This window comes from Nitrososphaera sp. (assembly GCF_013388945.1).
Taxonomy (GTDB): Archaea; Thermoproteota; Nitrososphaeria; order Nitrososphaerales; family Nitrososphaeraceae; genus Nitrososphaera.
Genome location: NZ_JACAEH010000012.1, coordinates 23924 through 48093 on the forward strand (window position 1 = coordinate 23924; position 24170 = coordinate 48093).

Annotated in this window: 33 protein-coding genes and 1 tRNA gene; 13 read left to right on the top strand and 21 right to left on the bottom strand. The window is 56.7% G+C overall.

Features of this window, described 5'->3' with window-relative positions:
- Nucleotides 1-4: 4 nt before the first annotated feature.
- The 9 genes from HXY31_RS06695 to argH form a co-directional block, all read right to left on the bottom strand.
- Entirely contained in the window at nt 5-1588 is a 1584-nt protein-coding gene (locus HXY31_RS06695) for a cytochrome b N-terminal domain-containing protein (protein WP_292641160.1), read from the bottom strand.
- Nucleotides 1566-2180 (bottom strand): ubiquinol-cytochrome c reductase iron-sulfur subunit, encoded by a 615-nt coding sequence (locus tag HXY31_RS06700; RefSeq protein WP_292641163.1) that lies wholly within the window; start codon nt 2178-2180, stop codon nt 1566-1568. Before HXY31_RS06700 ends, HXY31_RS06695 begins: the two co-directional genes overlap by 23 nt.
- A 58-nt stretch (nt 2181-2238) precedes the next feature.
- A complete protein-coding gene (locus HXY31_RS06705; protein ID WP_292641165.1) occupies nt 2239-2721 on the bottom strand; it encodes a pentapeptide repeat-containing protein in 483 nt (160 codons plus the stop codon).
- 33 nt (nt 2722-2754) lie between these two features.
- Entirely contained in the window at nt 2755-3816 is a 1062-nt protein-coding gene (dph5, locus tag HXY31_RS06710) for a diphthine synthase (RefSeq protein WP_292641167.1), read from the bottom strand.
- A 31-nt stretch (nt 3817-3847) separates the two neighbouring features.
- Nucleotides 3848-4969, bottom strand: coding sequence for a M20/M25/M40 family metallo-hydrolase (locus tag HXY31_RS06715; protein WP_292641169.1), 1122 nt, complete (start codon nt 4967-4969; stop codon nt 3848-3850).
- Nucleotides 4970-4974: 5 nt separating this feature from the next.
- Complete coding sequence (lysX, locus tag HXY31_RS06720; protein ID WP_292641172.1) at nt 4975-5838, bottom strand: lysine biosynthesis protein LysX; 864 nt, start codon at nt 5836-5838, stop codon at nt 4975-4977.
- Nucleotides 5835-6002 carry an alpha-aminoadipate/glutamate carrier protein LysW gene (locus HXY31_RS06725; RefSeq protein WP_292641174.1) on the bottom strand — a complete coding sequence of 56 codons (168 nt, stop codon included), beginning with the start codon at nt 6000-6002 and terminating at the stop codon, nt 5835-5837. The genes lysX and HXY31_RS06725 overlap by 4 nt, the downstream gene beginning before the upstream one ends.
- A 4-nt stretch (nt 6003-6006) precedes the next feature.
- Nucleotides 6007-7233 (bottom strand): 2-isopropylmalate synthase, encoded by a 1227-nt coding sequence (locus HXY31_RS06730; RefSeq protein WP_342816149.1) that lies wholly within the window; start codon nt 7231-7233, stop codon nt 6007-6009.
- Between the two features lie 160 nt (nt 7234-7393).
- Nucleotides 7394-8872 carry an argininosuccinate lyase gene (gene argH, locus HXY31_RS06735; RefSeq protein ID WP_292641178.1) on the bottom strand — a complete coding sequence of 493 codons (1479 nt, stop codon included), beginning with the start codon at nt 8870-8872 and terminating at the stop codon, nt 7394-7396.
- 116 nt (nt 8873-8988) lie between these two features.
- Here argH and HXY31_RS06740 point away from each other — a divergent pair, with 116 nt between their 5' ends.
- Entirely contained in the window at nt 8989-9261 is a 273-nt protein-coding gene (locus tag HXY31_RS06740; RefSeq protein WP_292641180.1) for a hypothetical protein, read from the top strand.
- A gap of 39 nt (nt 9262-9300) precedes the next feature.
- Nucleotides 9301-9642 carry an iron-sulfur cluster assembly protein gene (locus HXY31_RS06745; RefSeq protein WP_292641182.1) on the top strand — a complete coding sequence of 114 codons (342 nt, stop codon included), beginning with the start codon at nt 9301-9303 and terminating at the stop codon, nt 9640-9642.
- Here the strand turns inward: HXY31_RS06745 and sdhB are convergent.
- From sdhB to HXY31_RS06775, 6 genes are all read right to left on the bottom strand, one after another.
- On the bottom strand, nt 9639-10481 hold the full coding sequence (sdhB, locus tag HXY31_RS06750; protein ID WP_292641184.1) for a succinate dehydrogenase/fumarate reductase iron-sulfur subunit: 843 nt from the start codon (nt 10479-10481) through the stop codon (nt 9639-9641). The two genes, HXY31_RS06745 and sdhB, sit on opposite strands and share 4 nt — an antisense overlap.
- 5 nt (nt 10482-10486) lie before the next feature.
- Complete coding sequence (locus HXY31_RS06755) at nt 10487-10837, bottom strand: succinate dehydrogenase (RefSeq protein WP_292641186.1); 351 nt, start codon at nt 10835-10837, stop codon at nt 10487-10489.
- Between the two features lies 1 nt (nt 10838).
- Nucleotides 10839-11279 carry a succinate dehydrogenase gene (locus tag HXY31_RS06760; protein WP_292641188.1) on the bottom strand — a complete coding sequence of 147 codons (441 nt, stop codon included), beginning with the start codon at nt 11277-11279 and terminating at the stop codon, nt 10839-10841.
- On the bottom strand, nt 11279-12991 hold the full coding sequence (locus tag HXY31_RS06765) for a succinate dehydrogenase/fumarate reductase flavoprotein subunit (protein WP_292641190.1): 1713 nt from the start codon (nt 12989-12991) through the stop codon (nt 11279-11281). Before HXY31_RS06765 ends, HXY31_RS06760 begins: the two co-directional genes overlap by 1 nt.
- A gap of 115 nt (nt 12992-13106) precedes the next feature.
- A complete protein-coding gene (locus HXY31_RS06770; protein WP_292641192.1) occupies nt 13107-14126 on the bottom strand; it encodes a plastocyanin/azurin family copper-binding protein in 1020 nt (339 codons plus the stop codon).
- 42 nt (nt 14127-14168) lie between these two features.
- Nucleotides 14169-15296 (bottom strand): FlgD immunoglobulin-like domain containing protein, encoded by a 1128-nt coding sequence (locus HXY31_RS06775; protein WP_292641194.1) that lies wholly within the window; start codon nt 15294-15296, stop codon nt 14169-14171.
- A gap of 141 nt (nt 15297-15437) precedes the next feature.
- Here HXY31_RS06775 and HXY31_RS06780 point away from each other — a divergent pair, with 141 nt between their 5' ends.
- The 6 genes from HXY31_RS06780 to cobT are packed head-to-tail and all read left to right on the top strand — an operon-like array spanning nt 15438 to nt 19409.
- Nucleotides 15438-16319 carry a site-specific DNA-methyltransferase gene (locus HXY31_RS06780; RefSeq protein ID WP_292641196.1) on the top strand — a complete coding sequence of 294 codons (882 nt, stop codon included), beginning with the start codon at nt 15438-15440 and terminating at the stop codon, nt 16317-16319.
- A 19-nt stretch (nt 16320-16338) separates the two neighbouring features.
- Nucleotides 16339-16671, top strand: a complete 333-nt coding sequence (locus HXY31_RS06785; protein WP_292641198.1) for a hypothetical protein — start codon at nt 16339-16341, stop codon at nt 16669-16671.
- Nucleotides 16668-16988, top strand: a complete 321-nt coding sequence (locus HXY31_RS06790; protein WP_292641200.1) for a hypothetical protein — start codon at nt 16668-16670, stop codon at nt 16986-16988. The genes HXY31_RS06785 and HXY31_RS06790 overlap by 4 nt, the downstream gene beginning before the upstream one ends.
- Before the next feature lie 31 nt (nt 16989-17019).
- Nucleotides 17020-17700: an NAD(P)H-hydrate epimerase gene (locus HXY31_RS06795; protein WP_292641202.1), complete on the top strand. Its 681-nt coding sequence runs from the start codon at nt 17020-17022 to the stop codon at nt 17698-17700.
- Nucleotides 17697-18317, top strand: a complete 621-nt coding sequence (locus HXY31_RS06800) for an MBL fold metallo-hydrolase (protein WP_292641204.1) — start codon at nt 17697-17699, stop codon at nt 18315-18317. Before HXY31_RS06795 ends, HXY31_RS06800 begins: the two co-directional genes overlap by 4 nt.
- Nucleotides 18318-18320: 3 nt before the next feature.
- Nucleotides 18321-19409: a nicotinate mononucleotide-dependent phosphoribosyltransferase CobT gene (cobT, locus tag HXY31_RS06805; RefSeq protein ID WP_292641206.1), complete on the top strand. Its 1089-nt coding sequence runs from the start codon at nt 18321-18323 to the stop codon at nt 19407-19409.
- On the opposite strand, the gene HXY31_RS06810 is transcribed toward cobT, so the two are convergent.
- From HXY31_RS06810 to HXY31_RS06825, 4 genes are all read right to left on the bottom strand, one after another.
- The gene (locus HXY31_RS06810) at nt 19396-19731 is read right to left on the bottom strand and encodes a hypothetical protein (RefSeq protein ID WP_292641208.1); all 336 of its coding nucleotides are present in this window, start codon (nt 19729-19731) and stop codon (nt 19396-19398) included. The genes cobT and HXY31_RS06810 overlap by 14 nt on opposite strands.
- Before the next feature lie 53 nt (nt 19732-19784).
- A complete protein-coding gene (locus tag HXY31_RS06815; protein ID WP_292641329.1) occupies nt 19785-20396 on the bottom strand; it encodes a DNA-3-methyladenine glycosylase in 612 nt (203 codons plus the stop codon).
- Entirely contained in the window at nt 20396-20989 is a 594-nt protein-coding gene (locus HXY31_RS06820; RefSeq protein ID WP_292641211.1) for a uracil-DNA glycosylase, read from the bottom strand. Before HXY31_RS06820 ends, HXY31_RS06815 begins: the two co-directional genes overlap by 1 nt.
- Before the next feature lie 43 nt (nt 20990-21032).
- Nucleotides 21033-21153: transfer RNA gene (locus HXY31_RS06825), tRNA-Ser, on the bottom strand.
- 81 nt (nt 21154-21234) lie between these two features.
- On the opposite strand from HXY31_RS06825, the gene HXY31_RS06830 reads away from it, so the two are divergent.
- A complete protein-coding gene (locus HXY31_RS06830; protein ID WP_292641213.1) occupies nt 21235-21672 on the top strand; it encodes a hypothetical protein in 438 nt (145 codons plus the stop codon).
- Here HXY31_RS06830 and HXY31_RS06835 read toward each other — a convergent pair.
- Nucleotides 21638-22000 carry a hypothetical protein gene (locus HXY31_RS06835; RefSeq protein ID WP_292641216.1) on the bottom strand — a complete coding sequence of 121 codons (363 nt, stop codon included), beginning with the start codon at nt 21998-22000 and terminating at the stop codon, nt 21638-21640. The two genes, HXY31_RS06830 and HXY31_RS06835, sit on opposite strands and share 35 nt — an antisense overlap.
- Before the next feature lie 45 nt (nt 22001-22045).
- Between HXY31_RS06835 and HXY31_RS06840 the strand changes: the two genes are divergently transcribed.
- Nucleotides 22046-22450, top strand: a complete 405-nt coding sequence (locus HXY31_RS06840; protein WP_292641218.1) for a Mov34/MPN/PAD-1 family protein — start codon at nt 22046-22048, stop codon at nt 22448-22450.
- On the opposite strand, the gene HXY31_RS06845 is transcribed toward HXY31_RS06840, so the two are convergent.
- Nucleotides 22451-22666 (bottom strand): hypothetical protein, encoded by a 216-nt coding sequence (locus HXY31_RS06845; RefSeq protein WP_292641220.1) that lies wholly within the window; start codon nt 22664-22666, stop codon nt 22451-22453.
- Between the two features lie 89 nt (nt 22667-22755).
- Between HXY31_RS06845 and HXY31_RS06850 the strand changes: the two genes are divergently transcribed.
- The 3 genes from HXY31_RS06850 to HXY31_RS06860 all read left to right on the top strand — a co-directional run bounded on the left by HXY31_RS06850 (nt 22756) and on the right by HXY31_RS06860 (nt 24170).
- Nucleotides 22756-23067 (top strand): hypothetical protein, encoded by a 312-nt coding sequence (locus tag HXY31_RS06850; protein WP_292641222.1) that lies wholly within the window; start codon nt 22756-22758, stop codon nt 23065-23067.
- A gap of 1 nt (nt 23068) precedes the next feature.
- On the top strand, nt 23069-23389 hold the full coding sequence (locus tag HXY31_RS06855) for a hypothetical protein (RefSeq protein WP_292641224.1): 321 nt from the start codon (nt 23069-23071) through the stop codon (nt 23387-23389).
- An 82-nt stretch (nt 23390-23471) separates the two neighbouring features.
- Nucleotides 23472-24170 (top strand): hypothetical protein, encoded by a 699-nt coding sequence (locus tag HXY31_RS06860; RefSeq protein WP_292641227.1) that lies wholly within the window; start codon nt 23472-23474, stop codon nt 24168-24170.

Here is a 24170-nt window from a genome sequence, read left to right on the forward strand (position 1 = left end):
AGAATCAGGTCTTTTTGGGCTCGGGATTCTCTTGTGGGCTCGCTTGTGCAGACTTGGTTCCTGCCGGAGCGCTTGCAGTCTTTTGCGGCGGGAGCTCTGCAGGCTTTTCAACAGGCTTTGCCGGCTGCTGGCCTGGCGGCGCGGCAAGCGGCTTTTCCTGCGCGGGTGCCGCCGGTGCGGGCTTGGGTGCAGCAGGTGCTGCCTTTGGAGCCGGAGGCGTCGGCTTGGGCGGAGGAGCCTTTGCCTGTGCCTTGCCGTACCTGTACAGGTGGAACATGCCTGCAAACACGAGCATCATGATGCCGACTATGAACAGCGAGTAGTTCTTCATGCCGTCAAGCATCGCATAGTAGGCCGCGATATTGAGGTACACCTGGAAGCCCAGAAGCACGACAAACAACGCATAAAGCCATTTCTGCGATATCTCTATCGAGGACTTGCCTGCCTTCTTGGGCTGCGCCTTGGCGTTTGCCTCCGCGTGCTTGGCGAGCTTTATCATCATGTAGGTAAAGCCAAACGACAGCGGGACCAGCAGTATCATGACCAGATAGAAGAATATCGGGTCGATGACAAGGCGCTCGAGCAGCGGCTTTGCCCTGTCGGGGTCGATGTAGAATCCCCAGTACGTGGTTACTATTATCTGCGCAAGGCTCGTGATGCCCACCGCGGTGATGATGGGCCTGTCCTTCCAGGAGAATTTCTTGTACTTGTCGACAAACGGTATCAGCAATAGCGCCCCTATGAACAGCCCCGGCCACGCCACGCCTGTCACGAACTTGTCGTACATGGTGCGCAAAAAGGCGTACAGACCTGTGAGGTACCACTCTGGAACGGTGATGCCCGGCGGCTTGTCAGGCTCAAACGGCAGGCCCAAGCCAACAGGGAACACGCCTCCTGTCAGCATCATTGCGCCTGATACTGCCATGACCATCGGCACGTCGAATACCAGAAAGCGCGGGAAGTGCACCACCATGAGCCCGAGCAACGCTATTGGCAGCATGAACACGTGGAAAGTGTAGAAGCGCAGGATAAAGTCGTGGAACCCTGCGCCAAAGAACGCGTCGCGCATCTGCGGCCCCATTATAGGTATCGAGTTTGTCAGCGACGCCGCGATGGATATTGCCAGCTCTGCGCGCTCGGAGAATATGATGTCATAGCCGGTGAACGCCTCGAGAATAGTGAGGACGCCGAGAATGACGCCTGTCACCCACAGGATCTCGTTTCGGATCTTGTACCTGCCGCTAAAGTACTGGTAGTACATGTGGAGCAGGGCAAGCATGACCATGCCGTTTGAAGCGTGGTAGTGTATGTTGCGGATATGGAAGCCGTAGGGTATGGTGTCGTTGATGTTTTCCACGCTGTGCCAGGCCCTGTCAAGTATCGGCTCGTACCAGAGCATGAGCAGCGCGCCCGTTATGCCAAGTATGATGAAAACGACAAAAGTGAGCATGCCGAGGAAGCCAAGCGGGCTCACGAACCTGCCGGGGAACGTGAACTTCATCCCCATGAATATAGTTCGCTCTACCCCGGCGTACACCCACCGGAAGAACCTCGTCAGGCTGTTCTCATACGTTAAGGAAACGCCCATATCCAATTACTCCGTTTCTATCGGGACTCCACACGGGTGGAACTATCCATATCTTGCCCTCGCTGTCGATTTCGACGTCAAGTTTCGGAAGCACGTTTGAAGGCGGACCCTGCAGCGACGCTGGCCCTGCAAACGCCTTGCCGGTCAGCGGGTCGTACATGCTGCCGTGGCACGGGCACTCGCCCCTCTTGCGGCCGTCCTGCGGGAAGTACTTCCACAGGCACCAAAGGTGAAGGCACACCATGCTGTAAACGCGAAAAGCAGAAGCGTCGTTCTTTGCGCCACCGAGCTCTTCAGGGAGCCTGATGAACTGCCAGGTCCTGAACGCCTCCTTGTTGAGGACCTCGTCCTCGCTCCTCGGGTAGACGATGGCCTCAGAACTGTTGACAGGAACGTCCCGGACGTTGGCCTGCTCTCCGCTGCTTGGCAGAATCACTGGTTGCCTTTCGCTTACAGCGCCAGCGGGGTTTGGCAGGAACTTGCCCCAGTCAACAAATGGCGTAAATGTCATGACGGTACCCGCGGCGGCCATCAGTTTTAGAAAGTCACGCCGGGACACCTTTCCTCCTGTAGCTGGAGGGGTCTGCGCCATACAGCAAAAACCTCTTTGAATTTCTTAATAAACGTTTGTCCGAGATGTACAGTGGTGCTCAGCTGCTGCCGGCCCAAGGAGTGCCTTCGAGCTTGGCGTACTTCAAGTGCGCGCCCGCGCTGTCCGCGCCTTCGACTTTGGCGCCTGTCAGGTTTGCCTCCACGAAAACTGTCTGCGACATCTTTATTCCGGTCATGTCGGCGCCCTGCAGGTTTGCCCACATAAAGTTTGCACGCGTGGCGTCTGCCCCTGCAAGCTTGGCTCCCTTCATCTCTGCGTACATGAACAGCGTCTCTGTGCAGTTGGCGCGCTCAAAATTTGCGCCGTTCAGGTCCGCCTGGACAAAGTTTGTTCCTGACAGGTTTGCGCCGGCAAAGTTGGCGTTTGGCGCGACCACGCCGTTAAGGTACGCCCCTGCAAGGTTCTTGCCTGAAAAGTTCTTGCCTGAAAAGTCGAGCTTGATTGTGAGGTTTGACATCCTCCACCTGTTAAACTCGGCTACCTTGCCTTCAGTGAGCAGACTTTCGCCCTGGCTTGACACGACCTGTTCCATTGGTCAACCACATATATAATTTCAGGGATTCCAGGGGTTTATTCCCTTCTGGAACCGCAGCGCGTCGATGAGCCCCTCCGCATACCCCATGCTGAGGACCGCAAGCTCGTGCTTGCCCTGCGACAAAAAGCGCTCCGCGTCTGCGATGTAAAATTCTGCGTTGTCAAGGACCTCGAACATGCCCTTGTTGTCGCCCTGCTCTTTTCGCAGGATGTTTCGCATCTGCGAAAGCGCTTCCTTTGCCTTTGGCGCGTAGCGCTCCACCATCTGCACAGATATGCGCCTTGTCGACTTGGCGTTGTCAGAAGGCGGATCCAGGCTCACCGTGAGCGCCTCAAGGGCATCGTGTTCTGTAAAGTGCAGTGAGCCGGGTATTATCAGAGAATGTGGCCCCTGCCCAAAGCCCACGCCTGCAAGCGACTTTATCTTTCCTGACACTATGCGCGAGTCTTCAGCGCCTATCCGCGACGCGACTATGACAAACGTGTCTTCAGAAATGACGCCGTGGCGCTGGTCGCGCTCGACGTCAAGAAGCATCCTTACTGCAGTGCACGGGTCCAGAAAGAACGCGCCTTTTTGCTCGTCGTGGCTGTACTCTGTAAGGACAAGCGTGTGGCAGCCGAGAAGCAGGTTGTCAAATACCGTGTTGTAGACGCTTATGGCAGACTTGGGCTCTGACATCATCGTGACTGTCCTGCCAAACTTGTACATGTGAAGGCCGCACTCGCCCATTATCGAGGCAATGCCTGACGCGGCGTGGAGCACGCCTGTCTTTATCGAGCCTGCGGCGGCCCTTGTGCGGAGCTCGCTGTGCGTGGTTGCTATGAGCGGGTCACCGTACGTGACAAGCGCCACCTGCTTTTCCTTTGCGGCTTCAAGTATCTCCCGGCCGTCTTCGACAAACCAGCGCTGTACAGGCACGGCCTTTTTCCCAATGATGCTGTCAAGCCCGGCAAGCTCTTTTTTCCCAAGCAGGCTTGTGAACCTCTCGATGTAGACAATGTCGCACTTTTTCAGGACGTCGACCGCGGCCAGGCTGAGGCCGAGGTGGCCGTTGATGCCGGTGCCTACGAACCAGAGCATGCAACCGGGGCAGCTTGCGGCCTATATGATGTTACTTTTTGTCCTTGCGCATCTTGTGTATGCGCGACATGTGGAAAAGCGCCCTGCTGAACACGTCGATGCTTGCCACGTATTCGTCGACGTTCACGCGCTCGTCGGCTGTGTGCGAGTCGTGTGGGTCGCCGGGGCCGTATGTCACGACGGGTATCCTAAACGCGTTTCCAAGCACGTTCATGTCACCGGTTCCCGTCTTGCGCAAAAGCGTCGGGCGCTTTTTGCGCACGTCAAGGACGCCTAGCGACAGGGCGCGAACGAGCGCAGACGAGTGGTCCGCCTCAAAAGGCTCGGTCTTGTCCTCTATGCGGTACGTTGCTTTCACGCCCTTTTCCTTTGCCACGCGGCTTATCACCGCGTCCACGGTGTCAAGCACGCTCTGGCAGTTTGTTATAGTCGGGATGCGCATGTCAATCGTTATCTTGCACTTTTGCGGCGTCACGTTGTGGCTCGAGCCTCCGCTTATCTCTGTCAGGCTGCAGCTGATAGAGTTGGCCTTGTTTGGAGCCGTGCCTACGCGCTCTATCTCTGACTTGATAGCCTTCCAGAAATCGTACATCTCTTCCACGGAGTTTCGCGCAAGCCAGGGGGCGCTTGCGTGCGCGCTGTCGCCCACGTCGCAGGTGAGCCGGAGAGCGAGCCTGCCCTTGTACGCAATTGTGATGTTCTCGATGCCGGAAGGCTCGCCGAACATGGCATAGTCAACTGCAAGCTTGCTCTTCACGAGGTGCTTGACGCCGGTCGCGTTTCCCTCCTCGTCGACCACGCCTGCAAATATTACGGTGCCGCTCTGCTTTGGAAACTGCGATGCCGCAAGGAGCATTGCGATGAGCGGCGCCTTGGCGTCCGACGCGCCGCGTCCGTACAGGTGGCCGTCCTCGATGCGCACGGGCACCTGTCCCGGCACGGTGTCCATGTGGCCGCAGAGCAGTATGCGCGGCTCGCCCGTGCCCTTTGAAGCAATCACGTTGCCGACGCTGTCGATTGACACCTGCTCAAAGCCAAGCTCGTTTGTGCACTTGTCCTTGAGCATGTTTGCTAGCGCCGCTTCTGACCTTGAAGGCGTGTACAGCTCTAGCGCCTTTTGCAAAAGCTCCACCGCGTAGCTTGGCGATACCAATTTTCTTACCTTTTGTAAAGTGACAGGGCGTAATCAACCATTAGGCTTGGGATGTCGACGCCCGTTACCCGGACCGTGTTCTTGAACTCTGTCGTGTTGTTCACCTCGTGCACCATCAGCCCGTCGTCGCCCTCCATCAGGTCGACGCCCACTATCTGGCCGCCGACTGCCCTCGTGGCTTTCATGCAGATGTCGTTCAGCTCTTCTGTGACGGGGCACACCTCTGCCCGGCCGCCAAGCGCCATGTTGGTCTTCCACTCGCCGTCGCCAGAGTAGCGGTAGATTGCCGCAACCACCCTGTCGCCAACGACAATAGCACGGATGTCCCGGGGCGGGCGCTTTACAAACTCTTCAAAGTAATAGATGTGATACAGTGGGAACATGTGCTCCCTGTCCTCGATTACCGCCCGCGCGGCGTCCCTGTCGCGCAAGAGCCCTATCATCCTGCCCCAGCTTCCGACGGTTGGCTTTATCACGGCAGGATAGCCAAACTCGTCAAGCGCCTGGATTGCTGCTTCTTCTGAAAACGCGGCTATCGCCTTTGGCGTCCTGACGCCGGCCTTTTCAAGCTCCATGTGGGCAAACAGCTTGTTACCCGTAATGCCTGCGACTTTGAGCGGGTTTATCACCTTGGCGCCGAGCCCCTCAAGTGCCGCCGTTGCGTGCAGGCTCTTGAAATAAGACACGCTACGCTGGAGTACCACCCTGTCTTTGAAGTCGGACTGACCGCCGAGCCTCAGGCGCAGCGCCTTGATGTCGACGTTTTCTACCGAGACTCCCTTTTTCCGGGCTGCCTCGTAGAGCGCCTTTTCCTCCCACCGGATGGTATCGTAGAGAATAGCAAGGGTGTTGCCGTCGCCGGCGCTCACTGTCCCCAGTCCTCTCCGACAACCTGAGCTGGTTTTATGTCAAACCCGTTTGCGCCCTTGACCAGCTCGTAGCTGGCGCCGCAGTCGGGGCAGGTGACAATCTCGCCCTCTATAGAGTCAGTCGGGACCTTTATCTCTGCATCGCATTCTGGACAGCTGACCATTTCCTTATTCCTTCTTGCCTACTTTCATCGGCTCGTCATTAAGTATCTTTCTCTCGAGCCTTTCGTCAAGGTAGAGCTCCAGTATGTCTCCCATGCGAAGCTCCTTGAGGCCTTTCGCAAGCTGCTCTGCCTCGTGCTTGGTAGTCTCTAGCCCCAAGAGCGAGAGGAGGTAGGCGGCGCCGTTCTTGCCTGCAAGCTCGCCAAACACTATCTTGCGCCGGTTGCCCACTATCTTTGGCTCGATTATCTCGTATGCGGCCGGGTTGCGCAGGATGGCCGCGAGGTGCGTGCCTGCCTTGTGCTTGTAGGCGCTGTCGCCGACAATTGGCTTTGACTCGGGGACGCCGAGGTCGACGTATTCTGATATCGTCTTTGACAGATCCTTGAGCATGTGCAGGCGCAGGTCGTTGTTTGACTTGTATATCAGCGAGAGCGCGACCGCGGTCTCGGCAAGCGACGGGATGCCGGTGCGCTCGCCAAAGCCGTCTATTGTGGTGTGTATCTGGTCTGCACCTGCCTCGCAGCCTGCCAGCGCGTTGGCAAGGGCAAGCCCCACGTCGTTGTGGCAGTGCACGTCAAGCGACGTTCGCGAGCGGTCAATGTTGTCGTAGACCATCCTCACTAATTGATACATTCCTCTTGGGCGCATGATGCCAACTGTGTCAGGGATGCTGATGCGCTCGATGCCGCGCCTGTTCATCTCCTTGCACATCTCGACGAGGAACTCGGGCTCGGTCCTGCTTGCATCTTCCATTGTAAAGCGCGACTTTAGCCCGTGCGCCTTGATATAGTCGGCCACTTCAAGCGCGCGGATCTTTGCCTCTTCGCGGCTTATCTTTAGTTTTGCCGCCAAATGAATGTCAGAAATGCCCATGTATGTGGCGACCCACGTCGCACCGCAGTCGATTGCCACGTCGACGTCTGACTTTATCGCGCGCACGTGCGCCACGATGTCGGCGCGCAGGCCCTGTTTGATTATTGTCTTTGTGGCCTCGACGTGGTCCGGCGACACGACCGGGCTTATCTCTATCTGGTCGACGCCAAAAGAGTCGAGCATCCAGGCTATCTGGATCCTCTGCTTGATGGTGAAGGCAACGCCCGGGTGCTGCTCGCCTTCCCTAAGAGTGCTGTCAAGTATCCTAACCTTTCTTCCGGATGTGGCGGCGTCCTGGCCCCCCATCTTGTTGTACATGTGCGCGTAGTAGTTCGGATCGTCTGATTTTAGCGACATTTCTGCCATTATCCAACAGTATTCGGACTCGATATAAACCTTATCGCACCTGAAATAGCGAATTTCATAAGGTTTCTTGACTGAAACCGCCCATTTCGAACCTTGAAAAAGCGAAAAGCAGTAAAAAGGAGGGCAAAATGTGCGAGCCCAGCAGGTTTTGTCACGCGGCAAGATACTTGTCGACTGTCTTTGCCAGGTTGTCAAGCGCGCCCTGGACGAATTTCGTCCTCTTGCCGACGCCAGCCTCGTAGCCGGCAAGTTTTGTCCGGGCCGCCTTTATCATCTCGTCCTGCTCCTTCTTGTTTGGCGAGCCGGCGGACCTGCGAAGTGCTATAGACCTTGCAGGTGTCATCCCTTTTGCGATGCGCGCAAGTTCTTCTGCCCCCAGCTTTTTCTCCGGCCTGACCTTCTTCAACACCGCCGCAGCGTCTTTGACCGTGATTTCAGAAAGTGGAGCCTCTTTTGCCGCTGCCCTTGCCACGAGCGCGCCCACTATCTTGTGTGCGTTGCGGAAAGGCAGCCCTTTTGCGACCAGCTGCTCTGCAATGTCAAGCGAAATAGCATAGCTCGTCTTTGACACGGCAAGCATCCTCTTTTTGTTCACCTTGAGAGTCTCGACGACGCCTTTCATTACGCGGACGGCGCCTATCGCTGCTGTCGACGCTTCAAGCAGCTGCGGCTTTAGATCCTGCAGGTCGCGGCTGTAGCCTGAAGGCAGCCCCTTTGTTATCCCAAGTACCGACACGAGCCGGCCGGCAATCACCGCGGCCTTGGCGCGGACAAGCTCTAGCGGGTCAGGGTTCTTTTTCTGCGGCATCGCGCTTGAAGTCGAGCTGAACCTGTCGTCGAGCTCGACAAACCCAAATTCCGCAGTCGACCAGATTATCAGATCCTCTGCCATCCTTGCAAGCGTGGTAGACAGTATCGAGAGCGACGCGACGTATTCCACGAACGCGTCGCGCGAAGTTGTGGCGTCGACTGAATTGCGCACCAGACCGTCAAAACCTAACAAAACAGCCGTGCGCTTGCGGTCTATGTTTATGCTAGTTCCGCCGATGGCGCATGCCCCAAGGGGCGACTGGTTAATCCTGCCAAAGCACAGGTAGGCGCGCTCAAGGTCCCTGAACAGCGCGTCCGCGTACGACAGGAGCACGTGCGAAAGCGTTCCCAACTGCCCTTGCTGCGTGTGCGTGTAAAGCGGCATCGCCGCGTCGCGGTTCTTGCCAGCCTGCTTTACAAGCGCGCCTATCAGGTCGATTAAAGACGCGCACAGCGCGTTTATGTCGTCGCGCACCTTCATGCGCATGTCAAGCACCACCTGGTCGTTCCGAGACCGGGCGGTGTGCATCTTGCCGCCGGCGCCCATCCCCGCCTGCTTTATCACAAACGCCTCAAGCGCCTCGTGTATGTCCTCTGCACCTTCCGTCTCGACGACGGCGGGATTCTTTTTGGCCTCCTCAAGAGCTGCAAGTATCTTCTTCAGCTCCTCAAGCGAGATTATCCCCTGCTCCTTGAGCATTATCGAGTGCGCCTCGCTCCCCACGATGTCGTAGTACAGTATAGACTGGTCGTGCTGGATTGACGAGAGGAAGGCAAGCACGTCCTCGTCCATCGTGCCCTTGGGCAGGGAGCGGTACATGCAGTTGCATCGTTGAGCGCTTTATTTTAATATTTTACAACAGCTAGCTCGCATACATCGTTTTGTTAACGCAAGCTAGCTTGCGCAAAGTTAAGCCAACTCGCAGTCGAGTCTGCATGGAATCGGCCCTTGCACAGCCAGTCCGCCTCATAGAGTACCCAAGCGACCTTTCCGGCTGCGACTCGCTTCAAGTCGGCGACAGGCAGCTGCTGTACCTGCGCTCCCAGACAGACAGCACGCAGTTTGTGGTCGTGCTCGGGTTTTACGCAGGCCAGAAGGAGGACGTGGTGACAAAGGACCTCATCGAGCCCGTGCACGAGTCAGGCAGGGAGGAGATAGCCTGCAGGCTTGCGCCCGAGTGCGGCCAGGCGCACATCTTTTTCCTCTAATCAATGAATAAATAGTGTTTTGAATGAATTAACTGCATCATGAGTGGCACCGAAAGCAAGCCCGACGACCTGCAGGCGACGCGCAGGAAGATCTTTGACGAGCTTACAAAGATAGTGGACCCCGAGATCGGCGTGTCCATAATGGAGCTCGAGCTCGTGGACAAAGTAGACATCGATTCCGGCAAGGTCGCAGTCGATCTTCATTTGACAAGCCCGTTCTGCCCAGCTGTTTTCGGGTTCAAGATAGCCCAGGACGTGAGGGACAACATCTACAAACTTGCAGGCATAAACGACGTCAAGGTGAAGGTCAGCAACCACTTTATGGCCGACGCCATAAACAAGCAGGTGAACGAGAGCAAGTACCCGGCAAAGGCCGCCTAGGCCTTGCTTCTGTCCTTCAATTCTGCTGCCTTTTTCTCGCTCTTTGAAAAGCCAAGCAGGTGGCCCCTGAGAAGCTGTATGCCAAGCGCAGGGTCGACTCCCTTCGGGCACACCGTGCTGCACGAGCCGGCAAAGTGGCACCTGAATATCCCGTGCTTTTCGTCCACCATGTCAAGCCTGTCCTTTGAAGCGCCGTCTCGGGTGTCGGCAAAGTACCTGTACGCCTGCCCTAGTGCCTGGGGGCCGGGGAACCGGGTGTCCATTGCGACTGTCGGGCACGCCGAGTAGCACAGCCCGCATTTTATGCAGTACGAGAACTGCAAGAACTTGTCGACGTCTTCGGGCGTCTGCAGAAACTCTGACAGCTTCGTTATCTGGCTTGGATCAAGATCCGCGGCCTTGTTCTGGACGTACGGCTTCATGTCCTTGTGGTGCGCAAAGAACTGGGAAAAGTCGGTGACAAGGTCGCGCAGGTGCGGAAAGTTTGCAAGTGGCTCGCAGGTAATCGTGCTCCCTTCAAGCTCGGACACCTTGGTGTAGCAGGCAAGGCGCGGGATGCCGTTTATCTTCATGCCGCACGAGCCGCACGACGCCATCCTGCAGGAATACCTTATGCCTATGCTGTGGTCCTTGCTCTGCTTTGCCCACAAGAGCGCGTCAAGCACAGTAGTCGAGCGCTGCACGGGCACCTCGTACGTGTCGTACCTCGCAGGCTCGCCGGCGGCCCTGTTTGCCCGCAGCACCTTGAGCGTGACTGACGAGCGCAGTATCTCCTTTTCCTTGTGCTCCTTTGCACGCTTTTTGTCCAGATGTTCGATTTTCTCTATTGTCTCTGTCAATGTTATCACCCAAGCGACAGCCCGTTGGCTACGATTATCGTGCGCGTGCCGTACGCTATCACGCCCATCATGGCGGCTATAGTCACCACTGTTACAAAGCCCTCCCAGCCCCTGCTCTGCCGCATCTCAAGCAGGATTATCCGGAGCCCGTTAAAGCCGTGTATCGCAATAAGCACCAGTATAGATTCAAGCAATACAGCGTATGGCAGGTTGTGGTAGTTCAGTATCACGTTGTCGTATTCAAGGCTCAGGTTGTAGGGCATGACAAGGCGCATGAGTATGTGCACTGCCACTACGAAAAGCGCGGCTATGCCTGTCATGTAGTGGATTTTCATTATCTGGCTTTCTTTGAGCATGCTATTCGCCTCCAAAGAGCACCGACGCTCCGTACAGCATCGCAACGGCTGCAAGTATGAGCGCTATCCATATCCCGGATTTCTGGCGGTAGTTCAGCGAGACTGCGTCGTACGGGTAGTCGGGCCTGCCGGGTTTGCCCAGACCCTTGCCGCCTTCGGCGAATATCAGGCGTATGCCGTTTGCAGAGTGAAAAGTGCTCATGCCTATCACGAGCAGTAGTATCAAGTGTCCAAGCGGCGTCTGCGTAAGTTCAAGCATGGCGTTCCACGCGTCAATCCCCTGCGTAAGGCTGCTTGTCTCGTAGACGTGGCCCACGAAATACGCAAGCAGGCCGACGCCTGTCAGGCGCTGCAGCCAGTACGACACCCGCTCCCAGCCGTAGCGGCCCGGGTTGAGCCAGCCCTTGAGCCCCTCGCGGTTGTTCCGGTCTGCGACTTCCATCAGTACTTCCTCTCCACAGGCGCGTAGCGCGTAAATACTACAGGGTGCCAGTCCATGCGCGGCCCTTCCGGAGTATGGTATGCGAGCGTATGCCTTAAGAAGTTGGCGTCATCGCGGACAGGATAGTCTGTGCGTGCGTGCGCGCCACGCGACTCTTTGCGGTTGAGCGCGCCCACCAGCACGACTTCTGCCGTGCGCAGCATCGAGTCTATCTCCATGACGTTTGTAAAGTTGGTGTTGTACTCTTTGGCCTTGTCGTCGACGTGCTTCCACATCTGCGCCTTGAGCTCGCGCACCTTTTTCAGTGCAGACGAGAGGCCTTCTTCGTTCCTGAAAACGTAGGCCTTTGCGTCCATCGTGTCTGTCATCTCTTTGCGCACGTCGTAGGGGTTGACGCTCCCGGCCCCGCGGAATATGCCGTCGTAGATGCGCTTTTCTTCGGCGGCCACCTGTTCCTGCGATATGCTTGACGAGCGCGTCTTTTCTGCGACTGCGTGCTCGGCTGCAAGCTCGCCAGTTATCCTGCCCCAGACTATGCACTCTGAAGTGGAATTTGCGCCAAGCCTGTTTGCGCCGTGCGTGCTGTTGCATGCGGCCTCGCCTGCGGTCCAGAGCCCCGGCAGCTCCGTGGCACCGTCCACGTTTGCGTGTATGCCGCCCATCATGTAGTGGCAGACAGGCCTCACCTCAATCGGCTCGTCGATGATGTCAACTCCGGAAAACTTTATCCCAATCTCGCGGATTCCTGCAAGCACCTCCTTTATGCGCTCGGCTCCAAGGTGCGTCAGGTCAAGCTTCATGCAGTCAAAGCCCGTCTCGTGCTTGAAGCCCCGGCCTTCCTGGATCTCCTTTATCATAGAGCGGGACACTACGTCGCGGGGCGCAAGCTCCATCTTGCCCGGCGCGTACTTGCTCATGAAGCGCTCGCCCTTGTTGTTTATCAAATAGCCACCTTCGCCCCTTGCGCCTTCGGTTATCAGTATGCCAGACGGCATGATGCCTGTTGGGTGGAACTGCACAAACTCCATGTCCTTGAGCGCAAGGCCTGCGCGGAACGCCATGTCAAGGCCGTCGGGCGTTGACGAAAACGCGTAGGTGGAAAATGAGAATATCCTGCCGGCGCCGCCCGTGCAGATGATGCCTGCCGGAGCCTTGAACACCGTAAAGTCGCCGGTCTTCATCTCTATTGCAGTCACTCCGCGGAAGGCAGAGTCGCGCAGTATGGACGTGCAGAACCACTCGTTGTAAAAGTGGATGTTGTCGTATTTCAGGCAGGTGTCGTACAGCGTCTGCATCAGGTAAAATCCGACCTTGTCCTGCGCAAAAGTGGCGCGGGGAAAAGAGTAGCCGCCGAACTTGCGCTGCGCTATCCTGCCGTCCTTGCGCCTCGACCACGGCATGCCCCAGTGGTCCATCTGGTATATCTCAAAGGGCATGTTCTTAACCAGGCGCTCGGCCACGTCCTGGTCGCCGAGAAAGTCGCTCCCCTTTATCGTGTCGTAGATGTGCGACTCGGGGTTGTCTCCTTCTTCCTCGTACAGCACCGCCGCCGTCCCGCCCTCGGCAGACACCGAGTGCGAGCGCATGACCTGCACCTTTGACAGCACGGCGACGCTCAGGCTCCTGTCGGCAGCCGCAGCAGATATGGCGGCGCGAAGGCCGGCCAGACCTGAACCTATTATCAGAACGTCGTGCGAGATGGCGTCTGCCAAAAGTATCCGCTTCTATCACAAATGCGTATTGCATAAATATCTTTGTGACTGCGCTTGCGTGCTCAACAATCAGCAGCAGTGTTTACTCTAAAGCCCGAGTTTGTCGGCAGCTGCCTTAGCGCCTGACCCGGACGCTTGCGGTGCCGCTGTCAAGCTCGCTGCCGTTGCCTGCAAAGGCCGTCCAGTCAAAGCTCGAGACGGCAGGGCCGGCAGCCACGCGGAAGGCGACGCGCTTGCCACTCTCGACTGGCCGGTCGTCGGTGTAGAACACGACAGTCGTGCCATCGGTGTCCGCGGACCATCCACGCGGAGCCTGCACAGAGGTCGGCTCGTCAGGCAATGTGAGAGCGAATCTGTAAATGCCGCTTGCAACTGTGTTTTTCAGGGTTATTGTGACCGGGGAGCCTGCGCCCTTTGATGTGGCGGCGACTGAAATGGCAGAACTTTGGGCCGTACCGGTGCCGGCAGACTTGTCAAGCCTGAAGGTCGCTTCGGCGGTGGAGCCAAGATACGTTGCAACGACCCTGTACGAGCCGGTCCCCTGCGTGTCTGAAGCGATGAAGGAATACGTGAACGAGCCGTTGTTTGCAACAGTCGCGCTGTCAAACAGGTAGGCCCGGCCCTGCGGGTTGAACACCTGGATTTCTACCGGGACGCTTTGCACTATCGAAGTCTCGCCCCGGAGCACCACCGTCTGGCCGGCTGCATACGACTGTTTTTGTGTTGTCAGCGCCAGCCGCGGCGGGGCCTCTTCCACTATCACCTGCCCGACCATCGAATACTGCCCCTGGATGTTTGAGAAGTAGTTGTAGATTCCAGGCTCTTTGAAAGTGTACGAGAATTCATTTTTTGGAAATATGAATTTTGAATCAAAAACCCTGGCGGCGTTGCGGTCAAACCAGCTGTCGCCCGACGTCACCGTGTGCGGGCCGGAGTCTTTGTTTATCCAAGTCACGGTGTCTCCGACCTTGACAGTCACGGGACTTGGGCTGTACGCCTTGTCGGCAAGGTACGTCGCCCCGGGGACGATTTCTACAATGACAGAGCCGGACCCGTGTGCATGCCCGTATGACAGCGGCAACAATATTGTAAATGCTGCAACCAGTACAAGCACGCTCTCTGTTGTTCGGGGCACCGGCATTACCTCTTTCATGCCAGTTAAATGTTATCGGATTGCCTAGACCGCGCGTACTTTGCCCTTGTAACTAACGTTGACCGAGTCCACGCCAGCAAGCTGTTTGGCCTTGTTTATGACCTCGGTAAACCAGTTCTCGTCGTCCTTGCCGGGGTTCTCTATCTTCACCCCTTTGTACAGCTTGGAGCCGCCCTCAACTTGCTCGATAAAGTCTTCTACCGTCGCAGAAGGGTACTTTTCCTTTATGTCCCCTATCACCTCCGACGCGGCGGCAGGCAGGTAAAGCACGAGCTCTTTTCTCCGGCGCATGAACAGAAGAAGGGCGGTCCCGCCCGCTGCAACTGCAACGGCAGCAATGATAGTCACGTAATTGAGCTCAAAGTCAGGCAGCAAGTTCGGAACAGTCGAAGGCCCTTGGACGACTATTATCCCGTCCCCTTCTGCAGGAGGAGCGCGCAGCCCGCCCTCGCTGCGTGCGGAAATGAAGTAGGTGTATGTGCCCGGAGAAACGGCGCTACCAGATGAATCCTTGCCGTCCCATGTCACCGAGTTGCGGCCTGCCACCATCGCCCCTTCTATAGATGATGCCAAATTGCCCTGCGCGTCTTTTATCTCAAAGACGTACGTGCCCCTCGCAGTCGAGTCAAAGGATATTTCTACCGTGTCGTCAACGCCGTCGCCGTCAGGAGACAGCACTGTGGCCGGCCCAGGCTGCAGCGATATGACGGGCTGCGCCCTCGGCGCAAGGGCTCCGGACAGCTCGATCGAGTCCGTGATGCCAATCGGGTTTGATATGGATATCGCAGAAGGCCCCTTGACTGAAACAGGATCGCTCACATCGAGGTTCTCGAAGACGAAGCGGAATGCGTTGAGCTTCTTTTTCACATCGGTCTTGATAGTGACCTTGCTCTCTGTCAGCATTTTGATTGCCGAGGCTTTGTTAGGCTGCGTGGAATCGTCGATGGAAAGCGTGTCTGTTATAGAACGTGTGATCATGGGGATCGTCGCTGTCAGGATGTCCGAGACTGAAAAGCCGTCGCTCAGTGCAACTGTAAGCTGCTTGGGAAGCTCGACGTCAGGCGGCCCTCCCTGCGCATAAGCTACATTTCCAGCTAGCAGGAGTGTGAGAAATACCGCAATGGCGCTCTTTGCAGCTATGTCTGTTTTCATCCTGTCCGCTACCTCGCGATGCTCGACCAGACTTCAAGAGAATTGTATAAAAGCGCCGTGAAGCCGGGGCATAGAGTCAGCCACTGTATGAAAACACCGGGGCTTGCAAAGTTATAAGGCCTGACCTGCATCCCAAGTGCGTTGGCAAGGCGCGGCCCCACAAAGACAAGCGACTTTGGAGTGTCGCGAAGAGAAAGCCACGATTCGTCGGCATTTTACAGCCGCAAGCTCTATTCTGCAAAATCCGGGAGCGCCGCAGGCGCGCAGGAAAACATCGTACCGCCTGAATCAATAGATCGCGTTTTTTGCAAGAGCAGCGAGAGCATGGACGAGCTTCCAGACAGGAGCGTCCACCTCGTCGTGACGTCGCCGCCATACAACGTGGGAAAGGAGTACGACCGCGACCTCACGCTTGAGCAGTACCGCTCGCTTTTGCAGCGGGTCTTTTCAGAGCTCTACCGCGTCATGGCAGACGGCGGGCGGGCGTGCATCAACGTGGCAAACCTGGGCAGAAAGCCGTACATACCGCTCCACAGCTACGTCATACAGGACATGCTTGCCTCTGGCTTTCAGATGCGCGGCGAGGTGATATGGAACAAGGGCTCCAGCGCCGGCACGTCGACTGCGTGGGGCAGCTGGCAGTCCGCTTCAAACCCCACGCTGAGGGATGTGCACGAATACATACTGGTGTTTTCAAAGGGCGATTTTTCAAGAAAGGCAGAAGGGAAGAAAAGCACCATATCAAAGGCGCAATTCCTGGAATACACAAAGAGCGTCTGGGACTTTGCCGCCGAGTCGGCAAGGAAGGTAGGCCACCCCGCGCCGTTCCCGGTGGAACTGCCGCTCAGGTGCATCCAGCTGTATACCTTTGCCGGCGACGTGGTCCTGGACCCGTTCTGCGGCGTGGGCACCACGTGCATAGCAGCCATGCAGGCAGGCAGGCGCTTTGTGGGCTATGACACAAGCGAGGAATACGTCAGGGCTGCGCAGAAGCGGATAGAAATTCAAAAAGGAAATATGTAGAGGCCATCTTATCCCCGGCGTGTCAGACATAGTCTACCTGAAATACGAGAACCTGGGCGACATGCTCAAGGTCATCATCTACTCGTCGCAGTCCATGCTCGGCGTCGTTCCGATGCTGTACCACATAAACCAGGGCGGCAGGCACGTGCTTTTCATACAGACCGGCGCCGTCGGTAACTCCACCGTCCACTATGTCGTTCAGGAAGCCAAGCCGGCGAAAAAGTTCATCCAGCTCAAGAGGCTCACCGGCGACTATTCCTACGTCGACAGCCTTGGAAGCGACGCCCAGTCGCTCTACGTGCCGGTGCTCGGGCTTGACAGGTCGACGCTTGAATTCCCGTTTCTGAAATGAAGCGCAGAAAGCCAGACAGAAAGGCAAGGCCGGCAAACGAGGTAACAGAGCAGGAAGTCGACGAGTTTCTTGCGGCCATCAGAAATTTTGAAGGCTACCCGCGCCTTCGGGACCTCGGCAGGCTGCTGCCGTCAATGAACACTTACAAGATAACCGTGATCCTGCGCTTTCTGGAGCGCTCAAAGGCGATAATCGTGGACAACGACGGCTACATAACGTGGGTCCGAAAGGACAAACCTGACGATCTGACCCTTGGCGACGTGGCTGACATGAGCAAAGAGCTCAGGGAATTCCTCGCAAAGGACGACGAAAATTAGTTTTTATGTTGGAGCGGGAGCTGCCTTTCAGATGAGAGGCGGGGCCATAACGTCCGACCAGATGTACAGGATTGAGGAAAACGGCCACACGGCAATAGGCATGAAGCGCTTTTTGATGATGGAAAACGCCGGCCACGGCATTTCAGATTTTGTGGCAGCCAAGTTCAAGAGCCTGAAAGGAAAAAAAGTGGTGGCCGTTTGCGGCACCGGCAACAACGGGGGCGACGGCCTGGTTGCTGTTCGCCATCTTGCAGGTTACGGCGCAAAGACTTCTGTCATCCTGCTTGGCAGCCCTTCCGACGTCAAGAGCGAGGAAGCCCGGCTCAACTGGGGCATAGTCGAAAAGATGGACAGCATCGAGATAATATTCGGAAAAGAGGTGAGCGACGCGGTGCGCAGGAAAATCCTCTCTGCAGACGTCATACTTGACGGCATATTTGGCACAGGCATAAAGCGCGACATCTCTGACCCGCACGCGTCTGCGATAGACGCCATAAACAGGTCCAAGGCGTACGTGCTTGCAATCGACGTCCCGTCGGGCCTTGACCCCAACACCGGCTCCATCCACGACAGGGCGGTAAGGGCGGACGCGACTATAACATTTCACAGGATGAAAAAAGGGCTGGCGACAAAAGCCGCAAGGAAATTCACGGGCCCTGTCCACGTCGAGCGGATAGGAATACCGCCGGAGGCAGAGAGGGGAGTGCTTTGAAGATATTACAGATTCCAGTGGGCCAGATGTCAAACTTTACCTACATAGTTGCAGACGAGGAGACAGATGAGGCCGCGGTTATCGACCCGTCGTGGGACCTTGAAGAGATATTTGACGCACTCAAGAAAAACGGCTGGAAGGCAAAGTACGTTATCAACACGCACTCGCACTTTGACCACGTTCTTGGAAACGAGCAGGTCGCGAAAGTAACAGGCGCCAAGATAGTCCAGCACGAGGCGTCGCAGCTTGAAAACCACATCACGGTCAAAGACGGCGACGTGATAACCGTCGGGAGCATCAAGCTCCGCGTCGTGCACACGCCGGGACACTCCAAGGACAGCATGTGCCTGGTGCTCGACGGCCAGCTTGTTTTCACCGGCGACACGCTGTTTGTGGGCAACTGCGGCAGGGTCGACCTGCCGGGAAGCGACCCCAAAGAGATGTACAAAAGCCTCTTTGAAAAGGTGGGAAGGCTGGACGAGAAACTCGTTGTTTACCCGGGCCATGATTATGGTTCTACGGCCACGTCGACCATAGGGCACGAGAAAAAGTTCAACTACGTCCTTCAGCACAAGACAGAGCGCGAGTTCCTGGAATTCATGGGCCACGGTGACTGACGCTTGTACCCGGACATTTCAGGAAGCAGGCAGGCCCTTGCCAGATTTTCGTCGTCAAGGCCGGCGTTTGCGTGCGTCATATCGCACACCGCAACAAGCGAAATCCCGGGCCTGACAGTCGCCGGCGCAAACCCAGAGCTTGTAAAGCTCACGTCGCCGGCAGACGCAGAATTCTTGCACTATGGCAGCTGCAGGTGCATACCCGGCGTGCCTGCAACACCTGACGGCAAGCCGACGCCGGCTGTGATAACCCGCGCCGCGCTTGCACTTGCAGAAATCCCGCTTTTGGTAGTAGAGGCAGGCACAAAGGTCAAGCCGGCCATCCCGGCAGTCTCGTTTGGCCTCATCCCGGGCGGCAACATCTCGACAGAGGACGCCATGAGCGCAGGCGACGTGCACAGGGCAATAGACTACGGCCAGGTGCTTGGATTGCAACTCGCAAAGGCGTCAGACCTCGTAGTGATAGGCGAGAGCATCCCCGGCGGCACGACGACCGCGCTTGCCGTGCTGACTGCTATCGGAATCGACGCCAGGGGAAAGGTGAGCAGCAGCATGCCCGACAACCCGCACGCGCTGAAAAACAAGGTGGTGGCGCAGGCCATCTCCCGCTCAAAGCCCAAAAAGGGAATAGGCGCGCTTGCGGCAGTCGCGCTGGTCGGCGACCCTATGATGCCGTCAGTCGCAGGCATCGCAGCCGGCGCAGTCATGGCCGGCGCAAAGGTGATGCTTGCAGGCGGCACGCAGATGGCCCCGGTGCTTGCCGTATTAAAGTCGCTTGAGGTGCCGTTGAAAAACGTGTGCGTCGGAACAACCAAATATGTTGCCGGCGACCAGTCGGCAGACCTTGCAGGGCTTGTAAGGGCTGTTGCGCCCGGCGTGCCGATACTTTCGTGCGACCTGCATTTTGAAGAATCAAAAAAGCCGGGCCTCAGGGCGTTTGCCCAGGGGTTCGTGAAAGAAGGAGTAGGAGCAGGCGGCTCGTCGATAGCTGCCATGATAAAGTCGAGGGGCAGGATAACTGGCAAAAAGCTCCTTTCTGCAATAGAAAAAGAGTACGCGTCGTCGATAGAGCGCGCCCCTAGCCGAACCTGACGTTTATCTGGTCGCTTGCGCCGGCAAACATCTGCGCCATCAGTTGCTCCTCAAGCCTGTGCAGATACGTCTTCAGGCCGATGCCGGACTCAGACTCTGCCTGCTTTTGTACAGCCGACAGCAGGTGCGGCGCCATCCTGTCAGACACGGCAATGTAGAACCGCGTCTTTATCCTGCCATCCCTCGATATTCGAAGCTCGTGCCGGATACCGGCGTCTGCCAGCTGCCTTGCCTGCGCGTCCATGTCGCCATACATCTTGAACAGGACCCCCGGCTTCAGGTCCAGCCTGTCGTCGTCCATAACAAGGTTGTATGTGGCCAATCAATTCACCGGCCATGCCTGTCAGGATTGCGTAAAAAACCGGTCAAAGAGCTCTATTTTACTTGCCGGCCAACGGCCGCAACCCTGCGCGAAACGTACGTGCTTGAGGGGTCGGCAAACCGCCAGGGCCTATCTGCTGCTTTGGTTATCCCGACCCGCGTCGTGGCCATTGCCTCCCGCGGCACGCCCTTTTCTATCCGCAGTTCCGATCCGCGGTCAGTCATGTCCGCCCCGTTCTGGGCGCGCGTTATGCCAAGTGCCTGCGTTAGCCTGCCCGGGCCGGATGAAAGCAGACGCATGTCGTCGACTCTGCGCAGCTTTTTCATGATGTCGATTCCTTCCACAGGCTCTATGCCGCGTATCAGGACTGCGCCTGCTGGCGCGTCGGGCGACCTCGCAGAGACGTTGACGCAAAAGTGGTTGCCGTAGGTAAAGTAGACGTATGCCCTGCCGACCGGCCCGAACATGACGGCGTTTCTTTCAGTCATTCCCCGGCACGCGTGGCTTGCCTCGTCGTCGGCGTGGCCGTACGCTTCTGTCTCTACTATAACGCCGGCAAGCCTGTGCTTTTTGTTGCCAAGTGAAATGGTGCGCGCAAGGACCATCCCTACAAGGTCGCGCGCCACTTCCTCCGTCCTCCTCTGGTAAAACGAGCCGGGCAGCATCACATAAAATCCTCCAGCGAAGCGCCGCCTCCTTCCACTTTTTGCACTTCCTTTGCCAGCTTTTTCAGGTCCGCCTCGAGGAGCGAGAGCATGCTCTTGTTGTATATCGCAGCCGCGGGATGGATGGTGAGGAAATATTTCTGGCCCGCCTTTTCGATGACCTTGCCCCTGTTTGCAGTTATCGAGCTCCCGCCAAGAAGCGACGAGTAGGCGGTCCTGCCAAGTATGCAGATTATACGCGGCCTTATCAGCGCTATCTGTCTGTCAAGGTAGGGCATGCAGGCAGCAACCTCGTCGTCTTCAGGCACCCGGTTGTTTGGCGGCCTGCACTTCACGACGTTTGTTATGAACACCTGCGAGCGCTGTATGCCGGCCTTTGCAAGCATCTCGTCCAATATTTTGCCGGCCGCGCCGACAAAAGGCCGGCCCTTGTCGTCCTCGCTTCTCCCGGGCGCCTCGCCGACAAACATTATTTTGGCTGCAAGCTGACCCTCACCGGGCACCGCGTTTTTTCTTGTCCTTGCAAGCTTGCAGAGCGGGCAGCCTACGACTTCGGCGGATATCTTTTCAAGCGAGTCCGGCGCCTTTGCCACAAGTGTGCAAAGCCGCGGGGATTTTTAACGGTATTGTAAAAAGCGCTGAGGGTGGGACTCGAACCCACGAGTCCCGAAGGACATCAGCTAGCACGTCTGCGTTAGATCTCGAGGCTGACCCCGTTCAGGGTCTAGGACGACTTACCTAGCTTGGGTACCTCAGCATCAAGTCTGCTTAGGTGTTGCAATTTATGCCTTTGTTGCAGGCTCAAAAATTATATAATCAAGGCCTCAAGAGCAATACCGTGCTTGCGACATCCACCAGGCCGCCGACAGTCGAGGAAGTAAAGAAACTGACGATAACAGACCTTGCCATAGCTTCGGGCCTTGCCGACTCGCTCAGGGACCGCCTGCGCGAGTTTGTCCAGATTGATCCGTTCACGCAGGGAGTCGCAGACCCGTTTGGCGAAAAGGACGACTGCACGTATTCCGTGGTCCTTGACAGGGAGAACCCAAACCGCGTGGTGGCAATAATCGTCAACAAGAAGGACTCGATGCCGCAGCTTCCGTGGTCTGCTATACTTGGCGAGAGGCTTGCAAAAGTGTCGATGGAAAAATCAGACGCAAGGGAGCTAAAGCACGAGCTTGCTCCAAAAGAGTGGGGCAACTTTTACCCGTACAGGCGCGCCGGAAAGGTTGCAGGCTACTTTATGTTCGCGTTCCAGATCTGTGGGCAGCGCTGAGCTCGTCCTTCATTTCCACGACTGAAATCTTGTGGAACTGCCAGACCATTTCTTCAAGCGACTCCCTCACGTCGTCCTCGTCGCCGGATGAAATGCGCATGACTTCAAGCAAAAGGTCGTCAAAAGTTATGCCGTTGCAGAGATGCCAAAGAGAAATTGCGGTGTCGTTGACGCGGTAGGCCTCACCCCTGTAGTTTATCAGAAGAGGGGTCCCGTCCCTGTCGTTTCCGACCTCGCCCCTCCTGACTATAATCTTGTTTTCTATTTTCCTCAGCAGCATCGCGGCGTCATCGTCAGCTCCACCTAGGATGTTCTGCTTATTATCCATTTGGTTTGCAATGTTAAAATATCAAAGTGAACAAAAATTGTTGCAGTGTTCAAGAAGAAAGGCGAGAGGCCGAAGCGGCGCATAGTAATCACGCGCGAGGCAGCCGACGGCATCATCAGTTTTGCCAAGACGTGGCACCCAAACGAGGCCATCTTGATTTTGCAGGGGAAAAAGAAGGACAACGTCGTGACCATCGACGGTCTTGTAATCCCGCCTTTTTCTGCAAACGGGCCGTTTTACTCGGGCTTTTCGCTCTACGACCTCCCACTGGACGGCGCATACATCGGCACGGCGCATTCCCACCCCGGCGCGTCCAACAGGCCGTCGCTTGAGGACCTGAACCACTTTTTCGGCCTAGTCTCTGTCATAATCAGCTTTCCCTACGAGGACGAGACTATAGGCGCCTGGGACAGGGAAGGCAACAAACTTGAAGTCACAATAGAAACCTGATCATTTCCTGCGCCGGCCAAAGTCCATTTCAAGGCCGCGCTTGTCGTCAAATCCAAGCGTGAACGACTCGTCGGGCATGATGGGAAAGCTTGACAGCGACGCGCCCGTGCAGATTAGGCACCTGTCCTTGACCTTTGTCTTGTCAAGGAACGTCGCGCACCAGTGGCACGACTCGCAGAGCAGAAATATCGAAGGCTGAGCCTGCGCCCTGAGCACGCGGCAGGTAGCACACCCGCGCTTTTAAGCTCTTTCCGGAACCGGGTTGGAAAACTTAATAAAAGAAACTTGACAAGTAAACACAACAAATGAACTGGATGGCCCAGTCAATGATGTGGATAATGGTCTCGCTTGCGATAAGCATAGCGCTGAACTTCCTGCTCTGGCCATACCTCGGCTTCTTCACGCTCATTCCCATAATAGCCGTGTTCCTCGGAATCTCGTACATCGTCCGCCGGCGCGCGATGGCCCGGATGGGCATGGGAGGGCAGGGAGGCGGGTTTGGTGGCATGCTGGGCGGAGGCAGCGGCATCAGCTACGTGTGCATCGCTTGCGGCCACAAGTTCAAGGGCGGCGCCTGCCCCAGGTGCGGCTCAAAGATGAGGCGCGCCGACTTTTAGCATGACGCTAGAACAGCTGCGTGAAAAGGCGTTCTTCCAGAACACCATAGACGTGTGGATAGCCTACTGCGAGGAGCAAAAGAGAGAGTGGTACGACGCAGACGCGTACCGCAGGTTCATACGGCACCTGAACTCAAAGGGAATAAAGATGCAGAAATTCCCGCTGTGCATCAAAGAGTCAGGCGGGATGTACGAGCGAGGGCGGGACAAGACCCAGTTTCTTGAAGAATTATCAAAGATGTCGTCAGACGATGCTTCCGCGTTCACGCTGAAGCTGAGCGAGAGCGTCCTTGCCGCCATACGCTCGTTTCCTTCCGCCTGATACTCGGGTCTAGAAAATTAGAGCCTGTTGGCACCTATGTTTAGCAGGAACCGCTAATACCGCACGGCGCGAACACAGACAAGTGGCAGAGGACCTGCGCATAGAGGATGTCAAGCAGCGCGTCGAAGGCTCCACAGCAAGCGAGCCTTTGTTTGAGAGCATAGTGGGCTACGACGACGTGAAGCGACTGTTCAAGATGTCGCTTGCGTCAGAAAGGCCGGTGCACATACTCCTCGTCGGGCCACCGGCGTCTGCAAAAACGCTTTTCATGCTGGAGTGCATGAAGCTAGAGCGCTCGTTTTTCACTCTCGGAAGCCACAGTACGAAATCCGGGATGATAGACTACCTTTTCGAGAAGAGGCCCCGGTATCTGGTAGTCGACGAGATAGAGCACATGCCTGCAAAGGACCAGACCGCGCTCTTGAGCCTCATGGAGACAGGGATACTTGCAGAGACCAAGTTCCAGAAGACACGCAACACGCAGCTGAAAACGTGGGTGTTTGCGACGAGCAACGGCACCGAGAGGATGCTGACGCCGCTTCTTTCAAGGTTCATGGTGCTCCACTTCAAGCCCTACTCCTTTGGCAGTTTTTCAGAGGTGTGCACCCACATCCTTGGCAGGGACGGCGTTTCAGCCGAAGTTGCAGGGGCAATAGCGGACGCGGTGTGGAACAGATTGAAGTCGAGGGACATCCGCGACTGCATAAAGCTCGGCAGGCTTGCAAAGAGCAAGGAGGACGTCGGCTGGATAGCCCAGACGCTCCGCAACTACCGGCAGTAA

Excerpts from the sequence above, each read along its gene's own strand:
- HXY31_RS06775 (WP_292641194.1), bottom strand. The coding sequence starts at position 15,296 with ATGAAAACAGACATAGCTGCAAAGAGCGCCATTGCGGTATTTCTCACA.
- HXY31_RS06695 (WP_292641160.1), bottom strand. The coding sequence starts at position 1,588 with ATGGGCGTTTCCTTAACGTATGAGAACAGCCTGACGAGGTTCTTCCGG.
- argH (WP_292641178.1), bottom strand. The coding sequence starts at position 8,872 with ATGTACCGCTCCCTGCCCAAGGGCACGATGGACGAGGACGTGCTTGCC.
- HXY31_RS06835 (WP_292641216.1), bottom strand. The coding sequence starts at position 22,000 with ATGGATAATAAGCAGAACATCCTAGGTGGAGCTGACGATGACGCCGCG.
- dph5 (WP_292641167.1), bottom strand. The coding sequence starts at position 3,816 with ATGCTCTGGTTCGTAGGCACCGGCATCAACGGCCACCTCGGCCTCAGC.
- HXY31_RS06855 (WP_292641224.1), top strand. The coding sequence starts at position 23,069 with ATGACGCTAGAACAGCTGCGTGAAAAGGCGTTCTTCCAGAACACCATA.
- HXY31_RS06755 (WP_292641186.1), bottom strand. The coding sequence starts at position 10,837 with ATGCTCAAAGAAAGCCAGATAATGAAAATCCACTACATGACAGGCATA.
- HXY31_RS06740 (WP_292641180.1), top strand. The coding sequence starts at position 8,989 with ATGGAATCGGCCCTTGCACAGCCAGTCCGCCTCATAGAGTACCCAAGC.
- HXY31_RS06790 (WP_292641200.1), top strand. The coding sequence starts at position 16,668 with ATGAAGCGCAGAAAGCCAGACAGAAAGGCAAGGCCGGCAAACGAGGTA.
- HXY31_RS06815 (WP_292641329.1), bottom strand. The coding sequence starts at position 20,396 with ATGCTGCCCGGCTCGTTTTACCAGAGGAGGACGGAGGAAGTGGCGCGC.
- HXY31_RS06850 (WP_292641222.1), top strand. The coding sequence starts at position 22,756 with ATGAACTGGATGGCCCAGTCAATGATGTGGATAATGGTCTCGCTTGCG.
- HXY31_RS06725 (WP_292641174.1), bottom strand. The coding sequence starts at position 6,002 with ATGGTCAGCTGTCCAGAATGCGATGCAGAGATAAAGGTCCCGACTGAC.
- HXY31_RS06730 (WP_342816149.1), bottom strand. The coding sequence starts at position 7,233 with ATGTCGCTAAAATCAGACGATCCGAACTACTACGCGCACATGTACAAC.
- HXY31_RS06795 (WP_292641202.1), top strand. The coding sequence starts at position 17,020 with ATGAGAGGCGGGGCCATAACGTCCGACCAGATGTACAGGATTGAGGAA.
- HXY31_RS06760 (WP_292641188.1), bottom strand. The coding sequence starts at position 11,279 with ATGGAAGTCGCAGACCGGAACAACCGCGAGGGGCTCAAGGGCTGGCTC.
- HXY31_RS06700 (WP_292641163.1), bottom strand. The coding sequence starts at position 2,180 with ATGGCGCAGACCCCTCCAGCTACAGGAGGAAAGGTGTCCCGGCGTGAC.
- HXY31_RS06745 (WP_292641182.1), top strand. The coding sequence starts at position 9,301 with ATGAGTGGCACCGAAAGCAAGCCCGACGACCTGCAGGCGACGCGCAGG.